Source organism: Amycolatopsis vastitatis (assembly GCF_002234595.1).
Taxonomy (GTDB): Bacteria; Actinomycetota; Actinomycetes; order Mycobacteriales; family Pseudonocardiaceae; genus Amycolatopsis; species Amycolatopsis vastitatis.
This window is the reverse complement of record NZ_NMUL01000038.1, coordinates 187,704-214,206: the sequence shown is the minus strand read 5'-3', so window position 1 is coordinate 214,206 and position 26,503 is coordinate 187,704. Positions and strand designations below refer to the sequence as shown.

25 protein-coding genes and 1 pseudogene are annotated in these 26,503 nt (G+C 71.3%); 14 read left to right on the top strand and 12 right to left on the bottom strand.

Translation table 11 applies throughout. The annotated features are described in order from the left end of the window. The first annotated feature begins 23 nt into the window (after positions 1-23). The 4 genes from CF165_RS32380 (at position 24) to CF165_RS32365 (ending at position 4,780) form a co-directional block, all read left to right on the top strand. A complete protein-coding gene (locus CF165_RS32380; RefSeq protein WP_093951373.1) occupies positions 24-653 on the top strand; it encodes a TetR/AcrR family transcriptional regulator in 630 nt (209 codons plus the stop codon). Further along, positions 646-1,554, top strand: coding sequence for an ABC transporter ATP-binding protein (locus tag CF165_RS32375; protein WP_093951372.1), 909 nt, complete (start codon positions 646-648; stop codon positions 1,552-1,554). Before CF165_RS32380 ends, CF165_RS32375 begins: the two co-directional genes overlap by 8 nt. Then, positions 1,551-3,107 (top strand): ABC transporter permease, encoded by a 1,557-nt coding sequence (locus CF165_RS32370; protein WP_093951371.1) that lies wholly within the window; start codon positions 1,551-1,553, stop codon positions 3,105-3,107. The genes CF165_RS32375 and CF165_RS32370 overlap by 4 nt, the downstream gene beginning before the upstream one ends. Positions 3,108-3,331: 224 nt before the next feature. Continuing rightward, on the top strand, positions 3,332-4,780 hold the full coding sequence (locus tag CF165_RS32365) for an amidohydrolase (protein WP_093951370.1): 1,449 nt from the start codon (positions 3,332-3,334) through the stop codon (positions 4,778-4,780). A 2-nt stretch (positions 4,781-4,782) separates the two neighbouring features. Here the strand turns inward: CF165_RS32365 and CF165_RS32360 are convergent, their stop codons facing one another. Both CF165_RS32360 and CF165_RS32355 read right to left on the bottom strand, forming a co-directional pair. Next, the gene (locus CF165_RS32360; RefSeq protein WP_093951369.1) at positions 4,783-6,117 is read right to left on the bottom strand and encodes an erythromycin esterase family protein; all 1,335 of its coding nucleotides are present in this window, start codon (positions 6,115-6,117) and stop codon (positions 4,783-4,785) included. Continuing rightward, positions 6,118-6,912, bottom strand: coding sequence for a MerR family transcriptional regulator (locus CF165_RS32355; RefSeq protein WP_093951368.1), 795 nt, complete (start codon positions 6,910-6,912; stop codon positions 6,118-6,120). It abuts the gene before it with no gap. 127 nt (positions 6,913-7,039) lie between these two features. Between CF165_RS32355 and CF165_RS32350 the strand changes: the two genes are divergently transcribed. Then, positions 7,040-9,370 (top strand): GH92 family glycosyl hydrolase, encoded by a 2,331-nt coding sequence (locus CF165_RS32350; protein ID WP_093951367.1) that lies wholly within the window; start codon positions 7,040-7,042, stop codon positions 9,368-9,370. Between the two features lie 86 nt (positions 9,371-9,456). After that, complete coding sequence (locus CF165_RS32345; protein WP_093951366.1) at positions 9,457-9,936, top strand: DUF2127 domain-containing protein; 480 nt, start codon at positions 9,457-9,459, stop codon at positions 9,934-9,936. A gap of 23 nt (positions 9,937-9,959) precedes the next feature. Here the strand turns inward: CF165_RS32345 and CF165_RS32340 are convergent, their stop codons facing one another. Continuing rightward, the gene (locus tag CF165_RS32340; RefSeq protein ID WP_093951471.1) at positions 9,960-10,673 is read right to left on the bottom strand and encodes a PP2C family protein-serine/threonine phosphatase; all 714 of its coding nucleotides are present in this window, start codon (positions 10,671-10,673) and stop codon (positions 9,960-9,962) included. 114 nt (positions 10,674-10,787) lie between these two features. On the opposite strand from CF165_RS32340, the gene CF165_RS32335 reads away from it, so the two are divergent. After that, positions 10,788-11,522 carry an AfsR/SARP family transcriptional regulator gene (locus CF165_RS32335; protein WP_240521898.1) on the top strand — a complete coding sequence of 245 codons (735 nt, stop codon included), beginning with the start codon at positions 10,788-10,790 and terminating at the stop codon, positions 11,520-11,522. Here the strand turns inward: CF165_RS32335 and CF165_RS52880 are convergent. Next, positions 11,510-11,674, bottom strand: coding sequence for a hypothetical protein (locus CF165_RS52880; RefSeq protein WP_240521897.1), 165 nt, complete (start codon positions 11,672-11,674; stop codon positions 11,510-11,512). The genes CF165_RS32335 and CF165_RS52880 overlap by 13 nt on opposite strands. A 20-nt stretch (positions 11,675-11,694) precedes the next feature. Here CF165_RS52880 and CF165_RS52875 point away from each other — a divergent pair, with 20 nt between their 5' ends. After that, positions 11,695-12,327 carry a hypothetical protein gene (locus CF165_RS52875; protein ID WP_240521896.1) on the top strand — a complete coding sequence of 211 codons (633 nt, stop codon included), beginning with the start codon at positions 11,695-11,697 and terminating at the stop codon, positions 12,325-12,327. Positions 12,328-12,387: 60 nt separating this feature from the next. Here the strand turns inward: CF165_RS52875 and CF165_RS32325 are convergent, their stop codons facing one another. From CF165_RS32325 to CF165_RS32310, 4 genes are all read right to left on the bottom strand, one after another. Beyond that, positions 12,388-14,226, bottom strand: a complete 1,839-nt coding sequence (locus CF165_RS32325) for an ArnT family glycosyltransferase (protein ID WP_093951365.1) — start codon at positions 14,224-14,226, stop codon at positions 12,388-12,390. Beyond that, a complete protein-coding gene (locus CF165_RS32320) occupies positions 14,226-15,482 on the bottom strand; it encodes a bifunctional glycosyltransferase family 2/GtrA family protein (protein ID WP_093951364.1) in 1,257 nt (418 codons plus the stop codon). The genes CF165_RS32325 and CF165_RS32320 overlap by 1 nt, the downstream gene beginning before the upstream one ends. Positions 15,483-15,587: 105 nt before the next feature. Beyond that, on the bottom strand, positions 15,588-16,172 hold the full coding sequence (locus CF165_RS32315) for a hypothetical protein (RefSeq protein WP_093951363.1): 585 nt from the start codon (positions 16,170-16,172) through the stop codon (positions 15,588-15,590). Continuing rightward, positions 16,169-16,441: a hypothetical protein gene (locus CF165_RS32310; protein ID WP_240521895.1), complete on the bottom strand. Its 273-nt coding sequence runs from the start codon at positions 16,439-16,441 to the stop codon at positions 16,169-16,171. The genes CF165_RS32315 and CF165_RS32310 overlap by 4 nt, the downstream gene beginning before the upstream one ends. Before the next feature lie 380 nt (positions 16,442-16,821). Between CF165_RS32310 and CF165_RS32305 the strand changes: the two genes are divergently transcribed. Genes CF165_RS32305 through CF165_RS32290 form a run of 4 tightly spaced genes read left to right on the top strand, consistent with a single transcriptional unit; the run spans position 16,822 to position 20,484 of the window. Continuing rightward, a complete protein-coding gene (locus CF165_RS32305) occupies positions 16,822-18,045 on the top strand; it encodes a helix-turn-helix transcriptional regulator (RefSeq protein WP_093951361.1) in 1,224 nt (407 codons plus the stop codon). A 15-nt stretch (positions 18,046-18,060) separates the two neighbouring features. Further along, entirely contained in the window at positions 18,061-18,822 is a 762-nt protein-coding gene (locus CF165_RS32300) for a hypothetical protein (RefSeq protein WP_093951360.1), read from the top strand. Then, positions 18,819-19,451 carry a dCTP deaminase gene (dcd, locus tag CF165_RS32295; RefSeq protein WP_093951359.1) on the top strand — a complete coding sequence of 211 codons (633 nt, stop codon included), beginning with the start codon at positions 18,819-18,821 and terminating at the stop codon, positions 19,449-19,451. Before CF165_RS32300 ends, dcd begins: the two co-directional genes overlap by 4 nt. Then, entirely contained in the window at positions 19,435-20,484 is a 1,050-nt protein-coding gene (locus CF165_RS32290; RefSeq protein WP_093951358.1) for a thiamine-phosphate kinase, read from the top strand. Before dcd ends, CF165_RS32290 begins: the two co-directional genes overlap by 17 nt. Here the strand turns inward: CF165_RS32290 and CF165_RS32285 are convergent. Both CF165_RS32285 and CF165_RS32280 read right to left on the bottom strand, forming a co-directional pair. Continuing rightward, positions 20,481-21,104: a hypothetical protein gene (locus tag CF165_RS32285; RefSeq protein WP_205661025.1), complete on the bottom strand. Its 624-nt coding sequence runs from the start codon at positions 21,102-21,104 to the stop codon at positions 20,481-20,483. The genes CF165_RS32290 and CF165_RS32285 overlap by 4 nt on opposite strands. Continuing rightward, a complete protein-coding gene (locus tag CF165_RS32280) occupies positions 21,101-21,370 on the bottom strand; it encodes a hypothetical protein (protein ID WP_093951357.1) in 270 nt (89 codons plus the stop codon). Before CF165_RS32280 ends, CF165_RS32285 begins: the two co-directional genes overlap by 4 nt. A 357-nt stretch (positions 21,371-21,727) precedes the next feature. On the opposite strand from CF165_RS32280, the gene CF165_RS32275 reads away from it, so the two are divergent. Beyond that, on the top strand, positions 21,728-22,798 hold the full coding sequence (locus tag CF165_RS32275; RefSeq protein ID WP_093951356.1) for a helix-turn-helix domain-containing protein: 1,071 nt from the start codon (positions 21,728-21,730) through the stop codon (positions 22,796-22,798). Then, positions 22,795-24,063: a hypothetical protein gene (locus tag CF165_RS52870; protein ID WP_240521894.1), complete on the top strand. Its 1,269-nt coding sequence runs from the start codon at positions 22,795-22,797 to the stop codon at positions 24,061-24,063. Before CF165_RS32275 ends, CF165_RS52870 begins: the two co-directional genes overlap by 4 nt. Positions 24,064-24,091: 28 nt before the next feature. Here the strand turns inward: CF165_RS52870 and CF165_RS52865 are convergent. Next, positions 24,092-24,475 (bottom strand): annotated as a pseudogene (locus CF165_RS52865) (GNAT family N-acetyltransferase); the annotation flags it as partial. 101 nt (positions 24,476-24,576) lie between these two features. Continuing rightward, positions 24,577-26,421 carry an ArnT family glycosyltransferase gene (locus tag CF165_RS32265; protein ID WP_093951354.1) on the bottom strand — a complete coding sequence of 615 codons (1,845 nt, stop codon included), beginning with the start codon at positions 26,419-26,421 and terminating at the stop codon, positions 24,577-24,579. Positions 26,422-26,503 lie beyond the last annotated feature (82 nt).

Genomic DNA, 26,503 nt, shown 5'->3' with positions numbered 1-26,503 from the left:
CTACATGCACGTATAGGACACTGATGAGCACCGAAGACCTCACCGCCCGAGCCCGGATCCGCGACGCCGCCATCCGGCTGTTCACCGAACGCGGCATGGAGAAGACGTCGATCCTGGACATCGCGAAGGAGGCCGGGGTCTCCGGCGGCCTGATCCGGCACCACTTCGGGTCCAAGGACGGCCTGCGCGAGGTCTGCGACGACCACGTCCACGACCAGCTGCTGAAGTTCAAGATGGAGGCGCTCGAGAAGGGCGGCGCGGACACGGGGTTCCTGCCGGCGTTCGACGAGCGCCAGCTGCTGCTGCGGCGCTACCTGGGCCGGGCCATGGTCGACGGCTCCGAGGCCGCGGCCCGGCAGTTCGCCGAGATGGTCGACGAGACCGAGGCGTACTTCCGCGCCGCGGACATCGGCGGGCCCGACCCGCGCGGCTCCGCGGCCGCGCTCGTCGCGATGACCGCGGGCCTGTTCGTCTTCCACGGCCCCATGGCCGACGTGCTCGGGGAAACGCCGAACACCCACGAAGCCACCCTGCGGATCATGGCGGCCGCCGGGTACCTGCTCACCCACCCGCCCGCGGGGCCGGAGATGCTCGAAAAGGCCCGCGCTGCTCTGTCCAAGATGGACAGCCGAGAAAGGAACGAAGATGGCTGAGGCGATCACCGCCGACGGCCTCACCAAGGCGTTCGGCCGGACGCGGGCCCTCGACGGGCTCGACCTGACCGTCCACACCGGCGAGGTGCACGGCTTCCTCGGGCCCAACGGCGCCGGCAAGACCACCACGATCCGCGTCCTGCTGGGGCTGATGCGGGCCGACGGCGGCCGCGCCACCCTGCTCGGCGGCGACCCGTGGACCGGCGCCACCGAGCTGCACCGGCGGCTCGCGTACGTGCCCGGCGACGTCACGCTCTGGCCCAACCTCACCGGCGGCGAGGTCATCGACCTGCTCGGCCGCCTGCGCGGGGGCCTCGACACCGCTCGCCGCGCGGAGCTGATCGAGCGCTTCGACCTCGACCCGCGCAAGAAGGGCCGGACGTACTCGAAGGGCAACCGGCAGAAGGTCGCGCTCGTCGCCGCGCTGGCGTCCGATGTGGAGCTGCTCGTCCTCGACGAGCCGACGTCCGGGCTCGACCCGCTGATGGAGGAGGTGTTCCGGCAGGTCGTCGGGGAGGAGCGGGAACGCGGCGACCGGACGGTGCTGCTGTCCTCGCACATCCTCTCCGAGGTCGAGGCGCTGTGCGACCGCGTCACGATCATCCGGAGCGGCCGCACCGTCGAGTCGGGGACCCTCGACGAGCTGCGGCACCTGGGCCGGATCACCATCGACGCGTCGCTCGCGCGGCTTCCGGCGGATCTGGCGTCGCTGCCCGGGGTCCACGACCTGAGCACGTACGGCTCGCACGTCCACCTGTCCGTCGACCAGACGTCGCTGGACGACGTGATGCGGCACCTCGCCGAGGCCGGGCTGCGGAGCCTGGTGAGCCGCCCGCCGACGCTCGAGGAGCTGTTCCTGCGTCACTACCGCCACGACGAGCCGGTCGGAGCGAGGCGATGACCGGGACCTGGGCGCTGCTGCGGCTGGTGCTGCGGCGCGACCGGCTGCTGATGCCGGTGTGGATCGTCGGTCTCACGCTGGCGCCGATCGGCTACCTGTCGTCGATCAAGGCCGCGTACCCGGATGCCGCGTCCCGGCAGCACTTCTACGACCTCAACGCTTCGAGTGCGACGTTCGTGGTCCGCAACGGCCCGCTGTACGGCTCTTCCGCAGGGAACCTCCTGGCGTGGCAGTGCGGGTTCGTCCCGGTCGTCGTCGGCCTGATCGCGCTGCTCACCGTGGTCCGGCACACCCGGACCGAGGAGGAGGCGGGCCGCCGGGAGCTCACCGGCGCGACCGTCGTCGGACGGCACGCCGGGCTCGCGGCGGCCGTGCTCGCCGCCTGTGGCGCGTGTTCGGTGTGCGGGCTGCTGGTGGGCTTCGGTGTGGCCGCGCAGGGCGTCCCGGCGGTGGGGGCTTTCGCACTCGGTCTCGAGTTTTCCTTGGTGGGCTGGGTGTTCGCCGGCGTCGGCGCGGTCGCCGCCCAGCTCACCTGGGGCGCGGGCGGGGCACGCGGTATCGGGATCGGCGTGCTGGTGCCGGCCTTCTTGCTGCGCGCGGCGGGCGACAGCAGCGCGTCGGAGGGCTGGCTCGCGTGGCTGTCGCCGATCGGGTGGGCGCACCGGCTGCGGCCGTTCGCCGGGGAGCAGTGGTGGGTGCTCGCCTTGGCCGTCGTCGCGACCGGCTTGCTGGTGGTCGTGGCTGTCGCGTTGGCCGCGCGCCGGGACCTCGGCGCGGCGCTGCTCCCGGCCCGGCCCGGGCGTTCCGGCGCGAAGGCGTCACTGCGGTCGCCGCTGGCGCTGGCCTGGCGGCTGCAGCGGGGGACGCTGCTGGTCTGGACCGTGTGCCTCGGGCTCGTCGGCCTGCTGATGGGTGGCGTCGCGAAGAACGTCGCGGAGATGATGCGGGACAACAAGGCGGTCGCGGAGGTGTTCTCCCGGATGGGCGGCGGTGGCGTGGTGACGGACGCGTACCTGGCCGGGACGATGACGTTGTTCGGCCTCGCGGCGGCGGGTTACGCGGTGCAGGCGACGCTGAAGCTGCGGGCCGAAGAGGCGGCGGGCCGGGCGGAACCGGTACTGGCGACGGCGGTCGGCCGCCTCGGCTGGGCGCTCGCGCACTTGACGTTCGCCGTGGCCGGCCCGGCGTTCGTGCTGGTGGTGACGGGCTGGGCGACCGGCGTGACGTCCGGTGTGCCGCTGGTCCCGGCGGCGCTGGCCCAGTTGCCGGCGGTGTGGGTACTGGCGGGGCTGGCGGCGGCGCTGGTCGGCTTCGTCCCGCGGTTCGCGGCGGCGGCGTGGGGGCTGCTGGCGGCGTTCCTGCTGCTCTCGCTGGTCGGCTCGGCACTGCGCTGGAACGACGTGGTGCTGGGGATCTCGCCGTTCTCGCACCTGGCCCGCCTGCCGGGCGGAACGTTCAGTCTCGCACCGGTGCTCTGGCTGCTGGCGATCGCGTTGGTGGCGGCCATCGGCGGCTTGGCGGCGTTGCGCCGCCGCGACATGCCGGTGGGCTGACAGCGAGGTCTGTGCGCGCTTTCCGCGCACAGACCTCGCCCCGAGAATCGCGTGGCAACCGAGGGAGTCGAACCCTGCGCGGCTTGTGAAGGCGGCGCCCCTAGACCGGCCCTGGCCCTTCGGCGGGCGACGGCTGCCAATGGTTACAACGGTTTCTGATACCCCGATATTTCAGGACTTACGCGTGTTTCACCCGGATGGGGTGGGCTGGCACAGTGGTCCGCATGGATGATCTCCTGCTGCGTCGCGTGCGCCCCGGCCTCGGCGGCGACCTCGCGGACGTCCGGGTGAACGACGGCCGGGTCACGTCGGTCACCGAACCCGGCTCGGCCGGTTTCGCGGCGCGCGTGGTCGACGGGCACGGCGGCACGCTGCTGCCGGGGCTGGTCGACGCCCACGTCCACCTCGTGCAGTGGGCGACGTCCCGGCGCCGGATCCCGCTGGACGCGGCCCGCTCGGCGGGGGAGGCGATCGAGCTGCTGCTCGCGCACCTGCTGGCGACGCCGGCGGCGCAGACGGAACTCGTCGTCGGCGCGGGGTTCCGCGACGGGCTGTGGCCGGACAAGCCGCACAAGGACCTGCTGCAGCGGGCGCTGCCCGGCCGGGCGGTCGCGTTGTTCAGCGCGGACCTGCACACGCTGTGGCTGAGCCCGGCGGCGCTGAAGCTGATCGGCCGCGACCACCCGACCGGCGTGCTGCTGGAGGGCGACTGCATGACCGCGACGGCCCAGCTCCCGACGGCGGCGATCGACGTCCAGGACCGGTGGGTGGCCGAAGCGGTGGCCGCGGCGGCCGCGCGGGGCGTGACGCAGATCGCCGACTACGAATACGCGGACACGGTGGCGGACTGGACGCGCCGGGGCGCCCCGGCCGCGCGGATCTCCTGCGTCATCGCGAAACACCTCCTGGACCAGACCATCGAACGCGGCCACCGCACGGGCGACGTCCTGCCGGATTCGGACGGGCTGCTGACGGTCGGGCCGTTCAAGCTCTTCGTGGACGGTTCCCTCAACACGCGCACGGCCTACTGCCACGACCCGTACCCCGGCGGCGATTCGCCGGGCTCGCTGGAACTGCCGCCTGACGAACTGATTCCCTTGCTGCAGCGGGCTTTCGACCACGGCCTGATCCCGGCGGTGCACGCGATCGGCGACCGCGCGAACACGATCGCGCTGGACGCGTTCGAGGAGGTCGGCTGCCCCGGCCGCATCGAGCACGCGCAGCTGCTGGCGCCCGCCGACATCCCGCGTTTCGCCGCCTTGGGGGTGATCGCGTCGGTCCAGCCGGCCCACCAGCCCGACGACCGCGACGTCGCGGACCGCCACTGGCACGGCCGGACGTCGCGGGCGTTCCCCTACCGCTCGCTGCTGGAGTCGGGCGCGCGCCTGGAATTCGGCTCGGACGCCCCGGTGGCGCCGCTGGACCCGTGGGACGGCATCGCCTCGGCGGTGGCCCGCACGGACGACGACCGCCCGCCGTGGCACCCGGAGCAGGCGCTCTCCCTCGCCGACGCCTTGGCCGCTTCCTCCGGCGGCCGTCGCGGAGTCGCCGTGGGGGACGTCGCGGACCTGATGGTGACGGCGGCGGACCCGTCGGTCCTGTCCCCGGCGGACCTGCGCACCCTGCCCGTGACGGCGACGATCCTCGGCGGGCACGTCACGCACCAGGTCTGAGCTCACCGTTCGGCGTGCTCGCCGCGCCCCGGCGAATCGATGAAGGTGTGCCAGGGGGTGATCTTGTCGATGTGCACGACGGCGTCGAACGCGACGAGCGGGTTCACCAGCTGCTTGTACGGTCCCTGCCGGGTGCCGTCGATCCCGGCGAAGCCACGGGCCACCGCGTCGTCCTCGCGGACGGCACGCAAGTCGAGCAGGGCGAGCGGCTCGGCGGTGCTCGCGAGCAGGACGTCGAGGCTGCCCGGCTCGGTGAAGGGGGCGACGTCCTCGTAGAACACCTCGGTGTGGCCGGGTGGCCCGTCGGCGAGGGGACGGTGGCCGAACACCCGGCCGCCGTCGTAGGTCGTCGCGATGACCACCATCCGGTCGCCGAGCGAGCGGGCCAGGTGCTGGCCGAGCATGACCTGCTCCTCGTTGATGATCGGGGGTACGCGGTACGGCCAGCGCTGCAGATGCCCGTTCGCGGCCCCGACGACGACGCGTTCCTCCCGGCCGAGAATCCATTCGACGTTGTCGGCCATCGCCGCGTCCCGGACGTTGGCGCCCCGGTAGGTGCGTCCCGGCGCGGCGGCCATGGCGGCCAGGAAGGCGTCCGCGTGCCTCGCGGTGATCGCGCACTGCAGCGCGACGTCGGCCCTCGTCGCGTCCACAGTGGAGTAGGGAACTCGCAGGGCACGGAGGCGTTCGGTCAGCTCGCCGATCCGGGCGGTCAGCTCGTGGCGGTGGGCCGTGCCGAGGGCCAGGTAGGCGTGGATCGCGGGCGCGGCCCAGGCCAGCCCGGTCCGGTCGGCGGGCAGGTAGCCGAACAGCGGCAGCAAGTCCCGGCGGGCCGCCGCGGCGTAGGCCGGGTCGGCCTCGTCGAGGAACGCCAAGGCGGCCGTGACGCCGGGCAGGGCGGACGCGCTCGAGTCCGGCAGGTCCATGCCGTAGAAGCGGATCTCGCGGTCGTGCGTGCGGTTGTACTCGCGCATCCACACCAGCTGGTCACGCATCTCCGCGCACTTGCCCATGTGGTAGGTGATCCCGGTGTGCAGGAGCCGGTCCAGGTCGCCGTCGCCGCCGAGCACCCAGTCGTGGACCGCCCAGCCCTCCGGGAAACCGGACTCCATCGCGAACCCGGTGAACCCCATCTCCTCGGCGAGGAACCGGGTCACCAGGTGGCGGAGCTGGTAGAACTCGTGCACCCGGTGCGTGCTCTCGCCGATGGCGACGACGCGGGCGTCGCCGACGATGTCGCGCAACGGCTCCAGCTCGTCGTAGCCGGCGCCGTCCGGCTCGAGCGTCCGCAGGCGGACGAGGTTCTCCCGCAACCACCCGGTGATGTCGGCGTCCATTCACTCGTCCTTTTCCTCGAGGGTGTCTTCGCCCGCGGCACGGGCCTTGCGCAGGTAGTCGACGACCTCGGCGGCGCCACCCGGCCCGGACCAGCCGATGCGCTCGTCGAGCTCCCGGCCCAGCCCGGCCCGGTTGTCCTCCCACAGCGCCGTGGTCGCGGCCTCGAACCGGTGGTCGGCGGGGTGGAAGGCGGCCGACATCGCCCGCCAGCGATCGGCCAGCTCCCGCACCGCCGGATCGTCGACCGGAGTCCCGTCGAGCAGGTGCCGCCGAAGCCGGGCGAACAGTTCGAGCCATTCGGTCTTCAGCGTCTCGACCGCCTCGCCGCCCAGCTTCGCGGCCCGTTCGGTGATCGTCGTGAGCTGGCCGCCGGACAGGTACCGGCCGGCGTCGGCGGACATCGGCTCGAGGATGGCGAGGAACTGCTCCGGTTCCGGCATGGCCGCCTCGGCCAGCCGGGCGAGCAGACCCCGCAGCCGCTGGGCCGACTCCTCGATCCGCGCGGCCCGGGCCTCCAGATCGGCCAGCTGAGCGGTCAGCAGGCCGCGCAGCGAGCCGAGATCGTCTCCCGCGTTCCGCAGCACGACGGCCACCTCGTCCAGGGAAAAACCCAGCCCGCACAAGGCCCGCACCCGGTAGAGCCGTCGCACGTCCGCCTCGGCGTAACGCCGGTGTCCCGAGGGCGTCCGTTCGCCCGGTGACACCAGGCCGATCCGGTCGTAGTGGTGCAGCGTGCGCACCGTGACGCCGCTGGCCCTGGCCAGCTCACCGATGCTCCACCTGCGTTCGCTCATTCGTCGACCGTAGAACCTGACGCGACGTCAGGTTCAAGCCCGAAGCCGCCGCCCGGGTCTTGATTTGTCCACCGGACAACGGAAAAGATCCCACCGTGTATGTGACAACGTTGTCAGGAGGACACGGATGAGACCGCGCACGCGCGTCCTGGCCACCCTGCTCGCCGGAGCCACGACGATGGCTCTCGCCACCCCCGCCGGGGCGGCACCCGGATTCGCCGGCGACCCCACCACGCTCGTCGACACTTCGATCGGCAACAACGGGGACGGCACCACCTTCCCCGGCGCCACCACGCCCTTCGGGATGGTCCAGCTCAGCCCGGACACCCAGCTCAAGAAGTACGCGTCCTACGACTACGCGCAGGACACCACTCTCGGCTTCAGCCACACCCACCTCTCCGGCGTCGGCTGCCAGACGATGGGCAACTTCCGGTTCATGCCCACCACGGGCGCGGTCACCAGCAGTGATCCCGCGAAGTACGGCGCCAAGTTCAGCCACGCCGGCGAAACCCGCGAGCCGGGGTACTACGGCGTCAAGCTCGGCAACGGCATCGACGCCGAGCTCACCGCCACCCAGCGCTCCGGGCAGCACCGCTACACCTTCCCGGATGGTGCCACCAGCGAAAACGTGCTCATCGAGGTCGGCGAGAGCAACGGCTACACCTACGCCGGCGATGTCCACGTCGTCGGCGACGACACGGTCGAAGGCTGGCTGCAGGGCGGCAACTTCTGCTGGGAGACGCAGAAGGAGCGCTACAAGGTCTTCTTCAGCGCCAAGTTCGACCGCAAGTTCACGAGCTTCGGCACCTGGACCGACAGCAAGCTGACGCCGAACCAGCGCGACGCCGAGCTCGGCGCCCAGCGCACCGGCGCCTGGCTCACCTTCGACACCGCGGAGAACCAGGTCGGCGCCTCCGTCGGCCTCTCCTACACCTCGATCGACGGCGCCCGCCTGAACCGCACGGCCGAGCAGCCCAGGTCGTTCGACAAGGCGCGCAAGGCCGCCCACGACACCTGGCAGGACGAGCTGAACCGCATGCGCGTCGCCGGCGGGACGACCGCCGACCAGCGCACCTACTACAGCGCGCTGTACCGGTCGCTGCTGCACCCGTCCGTCGGGTCCGATGTGGACGGTTCGTACCGTGGCTTCGACGACCAGGTCCACCGCGGCCGGGACACCTACTACCAGATGTTCTCGCTGTGGGACACCTACCGCTCGCAGAACCAGCTGGTCGCGCTGCTGCACCCGGACAAGGCGGCGGACATGACCAAGTCCGTCCTCAGGATCTACCAGGACGGTGGCTGGGTCCCGCGCTGGGCGCTGGCCGGCGGCGAGACGAACGTGATGAGCGGCGACCCCGTCACGCCGTGGGTGGTCGACAACTACCGCCGCGGCCTCCTCGACGACCGGACCGCGCGTCAGCTGTTCGAGGCGTTGTGGCGCAACGCCAACGAAGTGCCGAAGGACCAGTCGATCTTCCGCGGCCGCGACGGCAACCCGACGTACGTGAAGAACGGCTGGATCGGCTACCAGGACCTGCCGGGCTACACCTACGGCGACACGCGTCAGGCGGGCTCGGCGACCCTCGAGTACGCCCTCGCCGACTGCGCACTGTCCACAATGGCGTCCGGACTGGGCTACGGCGACGAGGCCGCGACGCTGCGGGCGCGCTGCGGCAACTTCGCGCACCTGTGGGACACCGGCGTCGAATCCCACGGCTTCACCGGGTTCCCGCGCACCAAGGCCGCGGACGGCACCGGCGTCGGCGACCCCGACCCGGCGAAGTCCGCCGGCTTCCACGAGGGCACGCCGTGGCAGTACCAGTGGCTGGCCCAGCAGGACACCGCGAAGCTGTTCGGCCTGATGGGCGGCCCGGCGCAGGCGGAGAAGCGGCTCGACACCTTCTTCGACATGCCCCTGCTGCTCACCGACCCGGCGAAGGCCGCCAAGGACTCGTGGGTCCACGGCGCGTACGACTACCACAACAACTTCGCCTTCAACCCGAACAACGAACCCGACCTGCACGCGCCCTGGATGTACAGCTGGACGGGCGCGCCGTGGAAGACGTCGGCGGTGCTGCGCGCGGCGCGGACGTTGTTCACCGACACGCCCTACGGCATGCCGGGCAACGACGACCTCGGCACCATCTCGTCGTGGCTCGTCTTCGGCATGACCGGCGTCTTCGAAGCCCAGCCGGGCTCCGGGACGTACCTGCTGAGCACGCCGATGTTCGAGAAGGTCGAGATCCGCCCGGCCGGCGGCCGCGAGATCGAGATCGAGGCGCCCGGCGCGAGCGCGGCCAAGCTCCAGTACACCAAGGACGTGCGGATCGGGCACCGCGGCTACGACCGCGGCTGGATCTCCCACGCCGACCTGCTCCGCGCGGGCACGATCCGCTTCTCCCTGAGCGACACCCCCACCACCTGGGGCACGAAGGCGGCGCCACCCGCCATGTAAGGCAAGGTCAATCGGACAGCTCGGCACGAACGGCGCGAAATGGGCCTCCACGTGCGCTGACCCGGAGTTTCTGCTGAGCTGGAGGCATGTCCGACACGAAAACGACCGCGACCGAGAAGTTCTTCCGGGTCGCGATCGCGGTCAAAGGCCTCGACGGCGCCCTGCAGGTCGTCGGTGCGCTGATCCTCGCCTTCGTCCCGGCGGCGGCCGTCAGCGGGTTCACCCACGCCGTGATCACCCGCGACCTGCTCGGCGACCCGTCGGGCACGCTGGCGCGCCACCTCGAGTCGGCGACGGAGAACTTCCTCCACGGCGACACGAAGACCTTCGCCGTCGCGTACCTGCTCGCCCACGGGCTGATCAAGCTCGGCCTGGTGTGGGCGCTGGCCCGCAAGATCGTCCGCGCCTACCCGGTCGCGGCGGTGATCCTCGCCGCGTTCGTGGTCTACGAGATCTTCCGCGCGGTGCACACCCACTCGATCGCGTTGCCGTTCTTCGCCGCGCTCGACGTCGTGATCATCGTTCTCGTGCTGCGCGAGTACCGTCAGCTGAAGCGGGCCAGCTAGGTTTTGCGGCAGTTTCTGCGGCGCTACGCGGCGACGGGAAATCGGACCGTGGTGCTGTCGGCCGCCTCCAGGGGTTCGACGTAGATGGCGGTCGCGTTGTCCGAGCCACCGCGGGCGAGCGCGGCGTCGACGAGCTCGGCGGCGCCGGTGCCGGGCTGCGCCAGCACGGCCCGGATCCCACCGCCGGCGAGGGGCTTGTGGACGCCGTCGCTGGTCAGCAGCAGTCCCGCGCTCGTGGTCTCGGCCGTGCCGATCTCGTGCGGCTCGGTGGTGCGCACGCTGGTCGTGACCACGTGCTCCATCCGCGGCGTCACCGGCTGGTGGTGGGCGCGGAAGTACTCGGCGAGCGTGTGGTCGGTGGTCAGCTGGGTCAGCGCGGTGCCGTCCCAGGTGTACGCGCGGGCGTCGCCGACCCAGGCGATGCGGTACCCGCCGTGCTCGGCGGGCATGGCGACGACGAGCACGGCGTCCCCGGTCGTCTGCTCGCGAACCGCCCGCTGCGCGGCGAGAACGGCCTCGACAGGTCCTTTGTGGACGGCCGTGCGCGCGGCGGCCGCGGCGGCGGTGCGGGCGGCCCGTGCGGCGGCGGGATCATCCCCGACCCCGTCGGCGAGAGCGAACACGATGCCTGGCCCGCCGGCGGCGGCATACGCGCCGACGGCATCGGCGTTGAGTGAGCGCGGCCCCTGCGCGCTCGCGGTGTGCCACCGCGGGTAACCCGGACGTGTGGTGATCATCGCGGCCTCCTCGTCCCCTCTGACCTCCATGATCCGCGCCGAACCTAAGGGGCGGCTGAGACTTTCCTGTGCCGGCGGTGTCGGTCCCCGCGTACCGTGGGAACGGGGTGGGGCATGGAGTTCCGGATTCTCGGGCCGCTGGCGGTGTCGCGCGCCGATGGCCGCCCGGCCGCGCTCGGCGGGCGCAAGCCGCGGACGCTGCTGGCGGCGTTGCTGCTGGCCCGCGGCCGGGTGGTGCCCGACGAACGGCTGGTTTCGCTGCTGTGGGACGGCGAACGGCCGTCGACGGTCGACGCGCAGGTGTGCACCTACGTCTCCCGGCTGCGCAAGGCCCTCGGACGGCCGGCGCGGCTGGTGCGCACCGGCGGCGGGTACCTGCTGACGCCGGGCGGAACCGTCGACGCCGAGGAGTTCTCCCGGCTGGCGTACCTGGGCCACGACGAGCTGCGCGCGGACCGGCCGGCCCGCGCGGCGGGGCTGTTCCGCGCCGCACTGGAGCTGTGGCGCGGTCCGGTGCTCGCCGACGTCGCCGAACCGCTCCGCGCGGGCGAGGCGGCGCGGTACGACGAACTGCGGCTGGCGGCGCTGGAGGGCCGTATCGAAGCCGAGATCGCGTCGGGCGACCACCTGCGCGCGGTGCCCGACGCGACCGCGTTCGTCCTCGAACACCCGCTGCGGGAACGCGCGCGGGCCCTGCTCATGGCCGCGCTCTGCGCGAGCGGACGGCCGGCGGACGCGGTGGCGGTGTACCACCGGGGCCGCCGCCTCCTCGACGAGCGGCTCGGGATGGCGCCGGGCCCCGCGCTGCGGGCGGCGTACCAGCGGGTGCTGGACGCTCAGGCCGGATAAGGAGCCGACTGGAAGTCCTGGTCGAGCTGGGCGGGAGAGCGCGGCAGCCAGTACCGGGCCAGCGCGCGGACCTGTTCGCGCGGCAGGCCGGGGTTGACGTGCCGCTGGCCGGGCTTGGCGATGGACTGCAGCGCCCAGGCGAAGCCGAGCAAGGGTCGATCCGCGCCCACCGGTGCCGGTCGATGCCGAGGAACATCTGCCCGCGCAGAATGGCGTGCCAGAAGTGGTAGCCGTTCGGCGGGTTGCCGTTCATGGTGTGCACCTCCGACTCGACCGGCTCCCGTCGCGGGTCGAAGAGGATCCCCTGCCCGAAGGCGGCGAAGGCGGTGACGAGGCCGGCCTCGTCACCGCGGTAGAAGCGGTCGAAGTTGTCGAGCTGCAGCTTCGAAAGCACCTGCAGCGGCTGTTCGACGGGCTTGACGAACTCGGCGTAGTTCTTCGGGTACGCCGGCTCCCGGCTCAGCTCGCGCCACTTTTCGTACAGGCCTTCCGGAGCGTTCTCCTGGATGAAGGGGAAGAGGGCGGCGTAGGCGTCCTGGACTTCCTGGGACGGGTGGTAGAGCGCGATTTCGTCGAGCTGGTACCAGAGTTCGTTGGCGCGGCGATCCCCGAGCATCCCGGGAACGGGCAGAAGCCCGGTATCGGCGAAGGCGGTCCCCGTCCCGCCGAGCACGGCGGCCCCGGCAGCGGCGGCAACCCCGATTTTGAGCAGACTACGGCGATCCATGGTGCACCCCCTGGCGCGGCGGCCCCCTGCCGCCGTTCGCTCGCCAAGGTACGGAAGATTTCTATACTTTCTCTGTAAAGACCCCTCGGTCACCACCGGCTGATGCCCGGACTTCGGGGGAAGCCCGGGCACCGGCCGTCAGCTCTGCAGGTCGTAGACCGTCTGGCCGTCGACCGTGGTGGCGGTGAAGTTCGCCGTCACCCACTCCGTGATCTCCGACGAACCGCCGCCCGGGCCACCTCCTCGGCCGCCCTCGACGAAGTACTTGACCTCGCCCGCCGCGACGTACGCCTTGAACTCGTCCAGCGTCGGTGCCGGGTCCGAACCGCTCCAGCCGCCGATGCCGATCACCGCCTTGCCGCTCGCCAGCTCCAGCGAAGCCGCGCTCTGCGAACCCGACGTCGCCGCCGCCCACTTCGTCGTCGTCTTCGCCAGCAGGGAGCCGATCTCGCTCGACGAGGAGTCGTCCCCGGAGCCGCCGAAGCCACCCATGGCGCTCGACGTCGGCCCCGAGGTCGGGATCGACCCGCTGTGCGCCACCGACGCCGTCTCGACGCCGTAGGCCGCGGACGACACGCCGATCGTCAAGACCACCGCGGCCGCCACGACCGTCGCGGCGCGCCGGAGCGAAGGCACGCCCATCACCAGCACCGTCCCGGCCAGCACACCGAGCACCGCGACGATCCAGCGCAGCGCCGGGAACCACTCCGGCGTCCGGTCGAGCAGGATGAACGACCACACCGCCGTCGCCACGACCATCCCGGCCAGCGCCGCCCGCGGCGCGAGGTTCGCCCGGCCCTGCCAGAGCGCACGGCCGGAAATCGCGACCAGCGCGGCGATCGCCGGCGCCAGCGCCACCGAGTAGTACGGGTGCACGATGCCGCTCATGAAGCTGAACACCAGCGCGGTGACGACCAGCCAGCCGCCCCACAGGACCAGCGCCAGGCGCATCCGGTCCGTCCGCGGCGCCCGGCGAGTGAACCACAGGCCGGCGACCAGGCCGATCAGCGCGGCGGGCAGCAGCCACGAGACCTCCGTGCCGAAGCTCGAGCCGAACATCCGGAACAGCCCGGACGCACCGCCGAAGCCGGTGTTCCCGCCGCCCCCGCCACCGCCGGGGCCGTCGCCCTCACCGCCGCCGAAGATGCGGCCCAAACCGTTGTAGCCCAACGCGAGTTCGAGCAGACTGTCCCCTTCGGACCCGCCGATGTACGGCCGCGACGACGTCGGCCACAGGTCGACCAGCGCGATGTACCAGCCCGCCGAGACGACCAGCGCGACGACCGCGCCGCCGAGGTGCAGCAGCCGCTTGCCCCATGACGTCGGCGCGGCGATCAGGTACACGAGGCCGAACGCCGGCAGCACGAGGAACGCCTGCATCATCTTCGTCAGGAAGCCGAACCCGATCGCGACCCCGGCGAGCGCCAGCCAGCGCGGGCTCGCCTTTTCCGTGGCGCGCACGACGAAGTAGGCGCCCGCGACCATGAGCAGCACCAGCAGCGCGTCCGGGTTGTTGAAGCGGAACATCAGCGCCGCGACCGGCGTCACCGCCAGCATCGCGCCCGCCATCAGCCCCGCGACCGGGCCGGCGGTCCGTTTCACCGTGAGGTACAGGATCCCGACGGACGCCACGCCCATCAGCGCCTGCGGTGCCAGCACGGTGAAGCTGGAGAACCCGAAGATCCGCGCGAAGGCCGTGCCGACCCACAGTGCCGCGGGCGGTTTGTCGACGGTCAGCACGTTGCCCGAGTCGAGCGACCCGAACAGCCAGGCCTTCCAGCTCTGCGTCCCGGACTGCACGGCGGCGGCGTAGAACGAGTTGCCGTAGCCGGACGCGGTGAGGTTCCAGAAGTACAGCACGGCGGTCGCGGCAAGCAGCCCGAACGCGGCCGGGCGGACCCAGCGCGGTGGCGCGTGCGCACCGGAATCCTCGCGGTGCCGGGGTTCGGAAACCGGGGCGGGCAGGACGGTGGTCATCAGTACTCCTTCTGGGTGGTGGCCTGGCGGCGGGGGTTGAACACCCAGCCGCGCAGGAGCAGGAACCGGAGCACCGTGGCGGCGAGGTTCGCCAGCACCAGCACGGTGATCTCCAGGACGAGGCCGGGGGTGGTGGAGCCGTTGAGCAGGGCGAGCGACCCGCTGGTGAGCGCGAGCCCGAGGCCGAAGACGAGCAGCCCTTCGAACTGGTGCCGCCCGGCGCCGGCGCGGCCGCGGATGCCGAACGTCAGCCGCCGGTTCAGCGCGGTGTTCCCGACCGCGGTCACCAGCAGCGCGGCGAAGTTCGCCGGCTGCGCGCCGACGGCGGTCCGCAGCAGCAGGAACAGCAGAAGGTAGGCGAGCGTGCTGCTGACGCCGATGGCGGCGAACCGCACCAGCTGCGTCACCAGCCGCGGCGGCACGCCGGGCGCCTCGACGCCGATCGGCTGCCTGCCGAGCTGTTCGCGCAGCCTGCTGATGGGGATCTCCCCGGTGAACGTCGCCTTGGTGACGCGCGCGATGCCCTTGAGGTCCGCGGTCGCCGTCTTGACGATGTTGACCGAAGAGTTCGGATCGTCGACCCAGTCGACCGGCACCTCGTGGATCCGCAGCCCGGCCCGTTGCGCCAGGACGAGCAGTTCGGTGTCGAAGAACCAGCCGGTGTCCTCGACGTGCGGCAGCAGCTCGCGCGCGACGTCGGCGCGGATGGCCTTGAAGCCGCATTGCGCGTCACTGAACTTCGCGGCGAGCGTCGAGCGGAGGATCAGGTTGTAGCAGCGGGAGATGAACTCGCGCTTCGGGCCACGCACCACTCGCGCCCCCCGGGCGAGCCTGCTGCCGATGGCGAGATCGGAGTGCCCGGACAGCAGCGGCGCGACGAGCGGCCCGAGCGCGGCGAGATCGGTGGAGAGATCGACGTCCATGTAGGCGAGCACGGCGGCGTCGGAGGCCTGCCAGACGGCGTTGAGCGCGCGGCCACGGCCCTTCTCGTCGAGGTGGTGGACGGCCACCTCGGGGAACTCCCGGGCGAGTCTTTCGGCCACCTGCAGCGTCGCGTCGGTGCTCGCGTTGTCGGCGACGGTGATCCGGTACGGGTAGGAGACGTGCTCGGCCAGGTGGTCGTGCAGCCGGCGGATGCACGGTTCGAGGTCGGTCTCTTCGTTGTAGACCGGGATGACGACGTCGAGAACCGGCCGCGGGCCGGCCAGATCGACCGGGACGGTCCCGGGCCGCGATGCGGAGGCGGTGGCTGTCATGCCGTCTACCGTCGCGGGCGCCGCTTTGGTGACCGTGTGATCTCTCTGTGCACTTGCTGTGTGCCGGGCCCCGGGCCCACCAGGTGGACGCCGGGCCCGGAAACCTCAGCTGTGCGCCCGCAACGGCACGACCTCACCGGGCGACGCGGCCCGGCCGGGCTCGTGCCGGGCCGGCGTGGTGCAGACGGTCAGCGTGACGAACGAGGCGTACTTCGGGTGGCGGTCGGCGTAGACCTCCGTGGCGAAGCACGCCGCGGCGAGCAGGTCACGGCGGGCGTGGATCTGCTCGAACCCGATGCCCGCCGGGCAGAACAGCGAGACCACGATGTCGCCGTCGACCGGGCGGGTCCACAGGATCGCCGGGCGGCGGCCGTCCATCGTGCAGATCCGGGCGCCCGCGAAACCCGTGCGGAGCCGGTGCTGCACCACGATCGCGCGCAGCCGGCCACGGACGTGCCGGCGGGCGGCGCGCCAGTAGAAGACCCAGTTGAACGCCGAGATGAACGCGACGACCGACCAGATCGGCCCGAGCCACAGCACGAGGTTCACCAGGGCGTAGGGCAGGAGCGTCGCGGCGAGGATCTCGTAACGCCAGTGGTAGAGCCACAGCACCGGGTTGGGCCGCTTGACGTGGGTCAGCTGCCGGGCCAGTTCGGTGATCTGGTGGTCGGGGGTCCGCCTGCGGGTCATGTCCGTGCTCCTTTCCTGCCGTCGGCGACCGGGACGGCGGCCGCGGGCGTCGATCGGACGACTCCGGTACCGGCGCAGGCCGGGCAGGCCGCGCCGTCGGTGAGGCTGAGCCCGTGGCCGCCGCAGGAACTGCAGGCGTGGACGGTGTCCCAGCGGGGATCGCGATAGGTGCGGGTGCCGCGGGGCCCGCGGCGGACCTCAAGGCCGCGGGCTTGGGCCCGGGCGTCTTCCTCGGCGGCGAAGAGCCACTCGCCGAGTCGGTCCAGCAAACGATCGAACCAACCGCGTTGGCCGGACGTAGGTAAGTTGTGATCCATCGTGACACCCCCGGAAGAACGCACGGACTCGGAAGGCGCCCACTCGGGAGGGGGCCCGCGGGCGGCTCGGGGAAGCCGCCGGACACGTTGGGTAGTGCCCCAGGCGCGCGTGGTCGTGGCTACTCGGCCGAACAGGGGGCGCGCGAGCTGCGGATCCAACCCGTTCGGGCGAGTCGCGGCGAGTTCGCAACCGCAGAGCGAGGGGGGTGGGATAGGCTGCGTTCCGTGTCCACATATTGTCACCTCCTACACTCGCCTACTGGGTAGGTAAGGTCGGCGCGAAGCGCCTACCTACATAGTATTCGGCCAAGGCGGAATCGGCAGGTCTTGATGTGGTAACAGAGGCTGAACTGGTCGGGGCGGAGCTGCGCAGGCTGCGCAAAGCGGCCGGGCAGACCCAGGCCGACGTGGCCCGGATCGTCGGTGTGAGCCGGGCGAACCTGACCCAGTGGGAGACCGGGCGTTACCTGCCGTCGGCGGAGAACGCCCGGCTGCTCGACGACCACTTCCGGGCGGCGAATGCGCTGGTCGAGCTGACCGAAGCGGCCCGGTCGCCCGCGCCGGTGGCCGGCGGGGCCCTGTCCACCGGCGGCTCCCTGCTCGAAGTCTTCCGGCGGGCGGGCCAGAGTCTCGCCAGTGAGCTGATCCGCGACGGGAGCGGTCGCGCGGTCGGCTGGCGGCACAACCTCCAGAAGCGGGGCAAGCACACGACGCTGGCCACCGCCTACGGCATCTCCGCGATGGTCGTGGCAGGCGAGCCCTACATCGACCTACATCCGGTCGTGGAAGACCTCTACGCCAAGCGTTCGGAGTTCGGCTGGCAGGGCCGGTCCGGAGGCCGCCGCCCCGAGGTCACGGCGGCGGTGGTGGACGCGCTGTTCCAGGCCAGCACCGTCCTCTCGGCCGAGGAAGGGCTGGACCACCTCGAGCACTCGCTCGACGACTACAGCCGGACGCGGCCGTTCCTGCTCTCGGCCGCGTTGCGCACGTCGGTCCGGCTCCGGCCGGACGCCCCGCTGACCCGGCGCCTCACGGACGACCTCCTCGCGGCGCGGCTCGACTTCGGCGACGTCCCGCTCTGGGGCGAGAAGAAGGAGCCGGGGCTGGTGGCGCCGGAGCCGTCCACCGCGCACACCGCGCGGGCGGTGGTGGCGCTGCGCGAGCTGCTGCGCTCCGGGCACGGCGGCGAAGACGTCCGGGAAGCCGTCGAGGTGGCCACGCGGTGGCTCATCGAGCGGACCCATCCGGACGACGGCGTGTCCGAAGATCTCGCCCTGCCCCAGCCGGACGGCCTGCCGCAGGTACGGCTCACGATCAGGCACTTCACGTCCGCCTGGGTGCTCCAGGCGCTGGCCGAGGCGCCGCAGGTGCCCTTGGCCAGGTTGGGCCGCGCGCTCAATTCCTTGTGGGAACGCTACGAACCCGGGCGCGGCCTCTGGGCCTGGGGCAGCGGCGACCTTCCCATCTGGATGACCCTCGACGCCGTCACGGCCTTGCGCTCGGCTGCGCTGGCCTTCGCGGCGCCTCCGTTACTTCCGCCTCCAGTCGCAGAATAGAGAAGCTCCAGCACGATGAGCACAGCTCTTTCCGCCGTCGCCGCCGAGCGCACGGCCGGTCACCCCTTCCCGCGGCGGCTCGCGGAAGCGTTGGGCGGCAACGGTTCCCGTCCCGGCCTGGCCGAGCTCGAAGCGGCGGCCGAGTACCTCCGCGCCGACCGCGGCGCGTTCGCGGCCTGGCTGCGGGACCTGGCCGCCGATCCGGCCGCGGTGGCCGAGATCGCGAAACGCTCGTACTGGCACCCCAACGGCTTCGCCAAGATCGTCCTCCACACCGGCGCCGAGCCGGAGTTCCGCGTCCGCCTGCACGTCTGGCCGCAGAGCGAGACACCGTCGCGTGGCGAGTCCAACCCGCACAGCCACCGCTGGGAGTTCGCCTCTCACGTGTTGGCCGGGACCGGGATGCACATGGTCGAGTTCACCGAGACCGCCGAAGGCGGCAAGCCCTTCCGGCGCTACCGCTACGGCGCCGACCCCGCGAACCCGGCAGCCCTGACCGCCGAGGGCGAGGTGCGGCTCAAGCGCCGCGCGGTCCCGCACGTCCAAGGCGGCGACGTCTACGCGTGCGGCACGTCGATCGTGCACACGGTGCGGCCGATCGACGGCGGGCTCACCGCGACGGTCGTGGTCCAGGGTCCCCGCCGGACTCCTACGACGGTCGTCTACTGCGCGCCCGGCGAAAGCGACGACCAGCCGAACTTCGACCTCACCGAAGCCGATTTCGGAGAACTCGTGAGCGAAGTCCTTTCGAGCCTCGACCGGGCGGTCTCATCATGACGTCGGTGCAGCCGGAACCCCAGGTCAAGAAGCGCCGGATCCCGCTGTGGCGCGCCCGTCGCGGCGTGCTGACCGACCGGGCCATCCGGCGCGCGCATAGTAGCGGCGAGCTGCGCATCGAGCCCTTCGACGCGGCCCTCGTCCGCCCGGCCGCGCTCAGCCTGAGGCTCGGGCACGAGGCGTTCAGCCTGGTCACCCACGGTCCGGTCGACATCGCCGATCGATCGACCTATCCCGGGCTGGTGCGCAAGGAACCGGATCCGCGCGGCAGGCTCGTCGTCGAACCAGGCGAAGTCGTGCTGGCCCCTACCCTGGAGAAGATCGGTCTCTCCGAGAATCTCGTCGGCCTCGTCGACGGCACCAGCGACTACGCGCGGCTGGGCATCAGCGTCGTCTTGTGCGGTCAGGTGAGCCCGGGTTTCGGCCACGGCAAGCTGGCGGTGATCACGCTGGAGATCGTCAACCACCTCCGGCACCCCGTGCTGTTGTATCCCGGGACCCGGATCTGCAACTTGATGCTGTTCGCTTCGAGCGGGAGCGAGCTGCCCTACGGCGAAATGCCGCACAACTACTCGAGCGACCACGCGGTCGTCGCGTCCCGATTGGCGGATCATGTCCGGCACAACTGAGCTTCACCTCGGAGACCTGGGGGAGCGGGGCATCCAGGAACACGTCCTGCGGCCGAGATACGGCGACACGGAAGGCTTCGGCGACGACAGCGCGTTCCTGGCGACAGTCACCACGCCGAGCGAGCTCGTCGCGACGACCGACAGCTGTCCGACCCCGGTGGTCAACCTCCTCGGCGAACCGGACCTGTACCACGCGGGCTGGCTGCTGGCGACGATCAACCTGTCCGACCTGGCCGCCGCCGGCGCCGAGCCGCTCGGCCTCGTCGTCAACTACACGCTGCCCAAGGCGACCACAGTCGGGGAGTTCGAGCGGCTGCTCGACGGCGTCGACGACTGCTGCGCCGAGCACGGCACGAAGGTCGTCGGAGGCGACCTCCGCGACGGCGCCGCGACGCAGCTGACGGCGACCGCGGTCGGCAGCTGTGTTCCGGGCAGCAGGTTGCGGCGGTCCGGGGCCCGCGCCGGGGACCGCCTGCTGCTGACCGGTTCCCCCGGCTACCTCTGGGCCGCGGCCCTGCTGGCGACGGGGCGGGCGACGCTCCCGGCGTCGGAGCGGGACGACATCTGGCAACGCGCCTGCCGGCCGATGGCTCAGCTGAAGGCGGGAAAGGTGCTGGCGGCCAACGGTCTGGCGCGGGCGGCGATGGACGTCTCCGACGGCCTGTTCGCCACGGTCCGCACCCTGGGCGAGGCGAACGGCCTCGGCGCGGCGGTCACCGGGGAGTTCGACCTCGACGAACCGCTGGCGCGGGTGTGCGCCCAGGCCGGCCTCCGGCCGTTCGACCTGGCCCAGACCTGGGGCGACTGGGGACTCGTCGTCGCCGTCCGGGCCGAGGACGTCGGGCTGGCCACGAAGATGTTGCGCGAAGAAGGCGTTGCGGTACAGGAAATCGGGACGCTCACGGCGGACGCGGGGCTCACCGCGGGAACCGCTCCTTGGCGCGGGATCGCGCAGGAGCGGTTCTCGGCGAATTCGTGGCACGGCGGTGAGTTGTCCACTTTGGTGCCCGAGGTGCTGAGCGTTCCGGCTTAGCTGTGGGCGCGCAGGGGAACCACGTTGCTCGGCAGGGAAGCGCGTCCCGGCTCGTGGTGCGCCTCGGTCGGGCTGATGGTCAGCGTCACCAGGCTCGCGTACCGCGGGTGGCGGTCCACGTACACCTCCGGAACCGAGCACGCCGCCGCCAGGACCGTGCGGTGGCGGTGCAGGTGCTCGAACGCCTCGCGACAGAACAGCGACACCACGATGTCACCGCCGCGGGGACGGCTCCACAGGATCGCCGGATGACGGCCGCCGGGCAGGCTCAGTGCGGGGAACGCCGCCCGCAGCCGGTGCTGCAGCCGGATCGCGTGGATCCGGGTCCGCACTTGGCGGCGCCGCAGCACCGCCAAGCCGGCAGCGGTGGCGAAGACCGCCGACGCCCACAGCGGGCCGGCCCACAGCGCGAAGGTCACCACGCCGTAGGGGAGCAGCGTCACCGCCAGGATTTCCCACCGCCAGTGGTACAGCCTCAGCGGGAAGGCCGGTTGCCTGCTGGTCATTTCCGTGCTCCTTCCGGTCGCCCGGCGGCGGAGGAGGCCGCCGAGGTGGCGCGAGAGACGTCCGGCACCGATGCCCAGCACGAGGGCGGCGACGATCGCCGGCGCGGACGTCATGTCGGGATCCGGGTCTTCGGGGCGGGCTCGGGCCAGCCGTCCCGGTTACGGCCGAGCCGCCAGGCCCAGCGCCATCCGGCCCAGATCGCGACGATGGAACCCAGCAGGACGAGGACGAAGGCCTGACCCACCAGCCCGTCCAGCGGTGCGAGGCGCAGCAGCACCAGCAGCGCCCACAGCTGGGAGGCGGTGAAGGGAATGACGAGACCGGCCGCGTAGACGCCCCGGCGCCAGCGGCTGCGCGGAGCGGGGGTATAGGGGTCCATGAGGTACGCCTCCCTCTGCTGTGGATCCAGGAAACCTCCGGGTCGTCCCGTCCCGTATGCCGGTTGACACACAACGCGGGATTTTTCAGTCCGCCAGTCGCCGAGGGAGCGCAGGAGAGGCATCCGCCCTGCGGCCGTTCGGCCCACCTTCACTCAATTTCAGTCCCTAGACTGTAGGTGCTGAACTGAGCTGTAAGCAATGCGGAGGACGCCAGTGTTACTGGTTCGCTGCCGGAAAAACACGCAGTCACCAGCGCTCGGTTACGGTCGCGATGCGGCTTCGAGCGAAACTCGTCCATCCGTGTACAATTGTGCCTCTGCTCACGTTACTGAAATTTACTGAAGGGCGGCTCAGCCGTGTCCCCAGCCGAGTCGCGCCGGCCTGCGCTCGCTCGGCGTCTGCGTGCGCTGAGGGAGGAGCAGTGGCCCGACGCGGGCATCACCCAGGCGCAGCTGGCCCAGGCGCTCGGCGGGAGCAGGCCCCTCAGCGTCTCGCTCATCTCCTCGTGGGAGAACACCGACCGGCCTGTCGCCCCACCGGTCCGGCGGTTGAACGCCTACGCGCTGCTGTTCGCCACACGGCGGTCCGTGAGCGGGACGTCCGTGCATGTCCTTTCACTCGATGAGCTGACGGACGACGAGCGGCAGCGGCACGACGAGTTGCTCGAGGAGCTGCTGTGGCTCCGCGACGGACGTGAGCACACCGCCGAGCCTGAACTGGACGTCTGGCGGTTCCCCGAGAACGAGGACGTCACGATCGTCTGCGCCCTGCTCCCGGCGGTACTGCGGCAGCATCTGTCCTATGCGGACCCGGAAAGTGCGGACTTCACCACTCTGTACACTTACGCCGATCCCGACGCCTTGATCGAGTTGTTCGGACACATCAGGTCTGTCAACCCCAAGAACCATGTCAGCTTCCACACGACGGACCAGCTGACCCCGGACCACTACACGACCCACCTCGTACTCCTCGGTGGCGTCGACTGGAACACCGTGACCCGCGACGTCATCGAGCGCGTCGACCTCCCGGTGGAACAAGTCGTCCGGAACGACGATGCGCCGACCAGTGAGCCCGGCGGGTTCCTGGTGCAGCGCGAGAGCGGGTCCGTGCTCTTCCCACCTCAGCTGGACAGTAAGGGTCACCTGTTGGAAGACGTGGCACATTTCTACCGCGGGGTGAGTCCGTTCAACCGAAAGCGCTCCGTGACCGTATGCAATGGTATGTACGGACGTGGCACGCTCGGCGCGGTCCGCGCGCTGACGGACGAGCGGTTTCGTGATCGAAACCGCGAATACCTGCGGAAACGGTTCGGCGAGGCCGAGTCGTTCAGCATCATCAGCCGGGTTCCGGTGGTGGCCGGTCAGGGATTGACTCCCGATTGGACACTCGAGGAAAACCGGTTGCACGAGTGGCCTGAGGCCGAGTGAACGCGCGGCAACACCGAACGCACGCCGGCCTGCTGACCAGCGTCGAGGCCGGCGAGGCCCCGCGGGCCGTCCTGGATGCGATCATCGTGCCCCACGGACGCGCCGTCTCCGAGTTGCCGGCGGCCATCAGCGCGGCCAGGCAGGCCAACGCACACCTGGTGCTGCTGTGCAGCCTGGAGGCCAACGCCTTGAGCGCCGCGCTGGCCGCAAGGCAGGCCGGCGTCCGGGTGACGGCGATTGACACCGATCTTCTGCCCCGGTGGCTCGTGCCTGCGTTCGCGACCGACAAACTGCTCCGTGGCACCGAGTTCCACCGGAAAGTGGACACCAGCCTCAAGCGCAACCTCGGCCTGCTCATCGCGCTCCTCACCGGCTGGAAGCGGATCCTCTTCCTCGACGACGACATCGTGCTGCCCGAGCCCGAGGACCTGGCCGCGGCGGCAGGATTGCTGCGGGATCACCCGGTGGTCGGCCTCCGGAACGCGGGGATGCCGGACAACTCGGTCGTGTGCCACGCGCTCCGCGGCGTCGGCGCGCCCCAGGAGTCGTTCATCGGCGGTGGCGCGCTCGTGGTCGGGGAAGAGGCCTTCAGTTCGTTCTTCCCCAACATCTACAACGAGGACTGGTTCTTCCTGCTCGACGGCCGGACTCTCCGGTCGCCGGCGGTGACCGGAACGGCGATCCAGCGTCCCTACGATCCCTACAACCCCCGGCGCGCCCGCGCGGAGGAACTGGGCGACACGCTGGCCGAGGGGGTTTACGGCCTGCTGCACAGCGGTCGTGCGCCGGCCGAAGCGAATGACGTCTACTGGGCCGAGTTCCTGGCCCACCGGCGGCAGACCATCAGTACGACAGTGGCCCGGATCCGGGACTCGGCGATCGCCCCGGCGGAGAAGGCGAAGATGGCCCGCGCTCTCGAAGCGGCGATCAGCAGCAGTAAGGAGATCACGCCGGACCTCTGCGTGCGGTACCTGCGTGCCTGGCAAGCGGACTGCGTGCGGTGGCGCAATCACGTCACCTGGCTCCGGCGGGACTACGGTGAGCGCGCCGATATCGAGCACACCCTCGCCATGTTGGGGATCGCCGGCTTCGCCCAGCCGGGCATCGACGGCCGGATCACCCCTGGCGGGAAACGCCGACCACGCTCGACTCGGTACGAGGGGGCGGCGCCGAAGGCTTCGCCAGGTCTTTCGTCAGCACATGGCACCGTTCAGGTTCTTCAAGGATCCCGCCGCCAGGGAGCCTTCTCTGGGCGTAGCAAATGACCTCACCGTGGCCCCAGTCCCGGTAGTCGAGCCGGTCGTAGAGGCGAGCCGCGTCGTGGTTGTCCGTCAGGACGGCCAAGGCGACCCGGTCGCGACCCGCCTCCACCAGCCGTCGCTCGACCGCGGCGACCAGGGCCTGTCCCACGCCGCGGTTGCGGAGCTCGTCGCGGACCTGCAGGTGGGTCAGCAACGCGACGCCGGGCAGCTGCTCGCGGATCGGCCGTTCTTCGGCCTCTTCCAGCCACAGGTAGACGTTGCCCGCGAGGCTGTAGTCCAGCCACGCCAGGAACAGCACGCCGCGGCCATTCTTCTGACGAGTGAGCCGATCGGTGAAGTAGCGGTGGTCACCGAAGGCCGCGGCGAAGGGTTCAAGGTCCGCGGAGCAGGCCGACCGTATGTAGAGCTCGGTCATCGCCGTGACTCCTGTTCGCCTGGGCGCCGCACCGACCAGTCTGCCGGAGTGAGCCGGTCTTTGACCAGGTCGGAGCCGTCACACCCTGCTTTCGTCGTGTGTCACACGGTCGCGGTGAGGTCGTAAACCGTTACACCGTCGACCGTCGACGACGGGAAGCGCGAAGCCACCCACTCGGCGATCTGCTGGGCCGCGTCCGAGCCGCTCGAACCCTGCATCGTCATGCCGTCGCCAAGGAAGTAGTGGATCTGCCCGGCCGTGACGTACTGCTGGAACTGCTCCAGCGTCGGATATGGATCCGTCCCGTTGAACCCGCCCACAGCCATCACCGGCGCCCCGCTGGCCAGCTGATACCCCGCTGCCGCGTTCGAGAGCACCGTGGCGGCCACCCACTTGTAATGCGACGCGCCCTGCTGGAGCAACGCGGCGAGCGAAGCGCCCGGCGAGGTCGTCGACAGCAGGGCCCCAGGGCCGCCGCCACGACCGCCGCCGAAGCCGCCAGGGCCGCCGCCGAAGCGGCCGCCGAAGCCGGACGAAGGCCCAGCCGACGGGATCGCTCCGCTGTGCGTGGTCGCCGCTGTGGCCAGTGTGTACGCGCCCGTGCCGGACAGCAGCACCACGAGCGCGAGCGCTGCGACGAAACCGGCCGCCCAACGCGTCAGGTGCGCCGCGAAGAACAGCGCCACCGCCGCGAGCAGCCCGCCCACCAGCACCGTCGGTGCCAGCCACGGCTGCCAAGACGACCCCGACAGCACCAGGTATGTCGTCACTGCGGTCAGTGCGACGCCGCCGCTGAGCAGGCCGGATGCCAACGCGTGCGAGCGGAGGCGCCACAGCTGGACCGCTGCCGTACCGACGAGCGCGCCCACCGCCGGGGCCAGTGCCACCGTGTAATACGGGTGGATGATGCCGCTCATGTAGCTGAACACCAGCGCCGTCACCAGGAGCCAGCCGCCCCACAGCAGGAGCGCCGCGCGGGAGCGGTCGGTGCGCGGGGCCCGGCGGGTGAACCACAGGCCCGCGCCCAGCGCGAGCAGCGCCGCCGGGATCAGCCAGGCGATCCCGCCCGCCATCTCGCTGCCGAACAGCCTGGTCAGCCCGGTCGAGCCCCAGCCGCGGCCCGCGCCGCCGCCGACGCTGCCGACCTCGTCGCCGGTGATGCGGCCGAAGCCGTTGTACCCGAAGACCAATTCCCACAGCGAGTTCGTCTGGGATCCGCCGATGTAGGGCCGCGAAGCCGCCGGCCACAGTGCGACGACCACCAGGTACCAGCCCGCCGCCAGCAATGTGGAGACAAGCGCGCCCAGCAGGTGCAGCAACCGCTTGCCCGGGGACACCGGCGCGGCGACGAGGTAGGCGACCGCGAACGCGGGCAGCACGAGGAACGCCTGCAGCATCTTGGCCAGGAAGCCGAAGCCGACGGCCACGCCGGCCAGCGCGAGCCAGCGCGGGCTCGCCTTCTCCAGCGCGCGGACCACGCAGTACGCGCCCGCGACCAGCAGCAGCACCAGGAGCGCGTCCGGGTTGTTGAACCGGAACATCAGCGCCGCGGCGGGCGTCAGGGCCAGCACCAGCCCGGCGACCAGCCCCGCGGCCGGCCCGGACGTGCGGCGCACGGTCGCGTACAGCAGCCAGACCGAGCCCACGCCCATCAGCGCCTGCGGCACCAGGATGCTCCACGCGTCGACGCCGAACAGCCGGGCCGACAGGCCCATGACCCACAGCGCCGCCGGGGTCTTGTCGACCGTGATCGCGTTCGCCGCGTCGCTCGAGCCGAAGAACAGCGCCTTCCAGCTCTGCGAGCCCGCCTGGGCAGCCGCGGAGTAGAACGCGTTGGCCCAGCCGGAGGCGCCGAGGCCCCACAGGTAGAGCACGGCGGTTCCGAGCAGCAGGACGGCCAAAGCCGGGCGGTGCCACGAAGAGCGGGCGGGAGCTGAAGGAGCCACAACGGTTTCGCGGGACGCGAGAGCGGCTTTCCGGGGGTTCCGGGTGGCGGAGCCCCCGGCCCGGGGCGAAGCCCCGGATGTC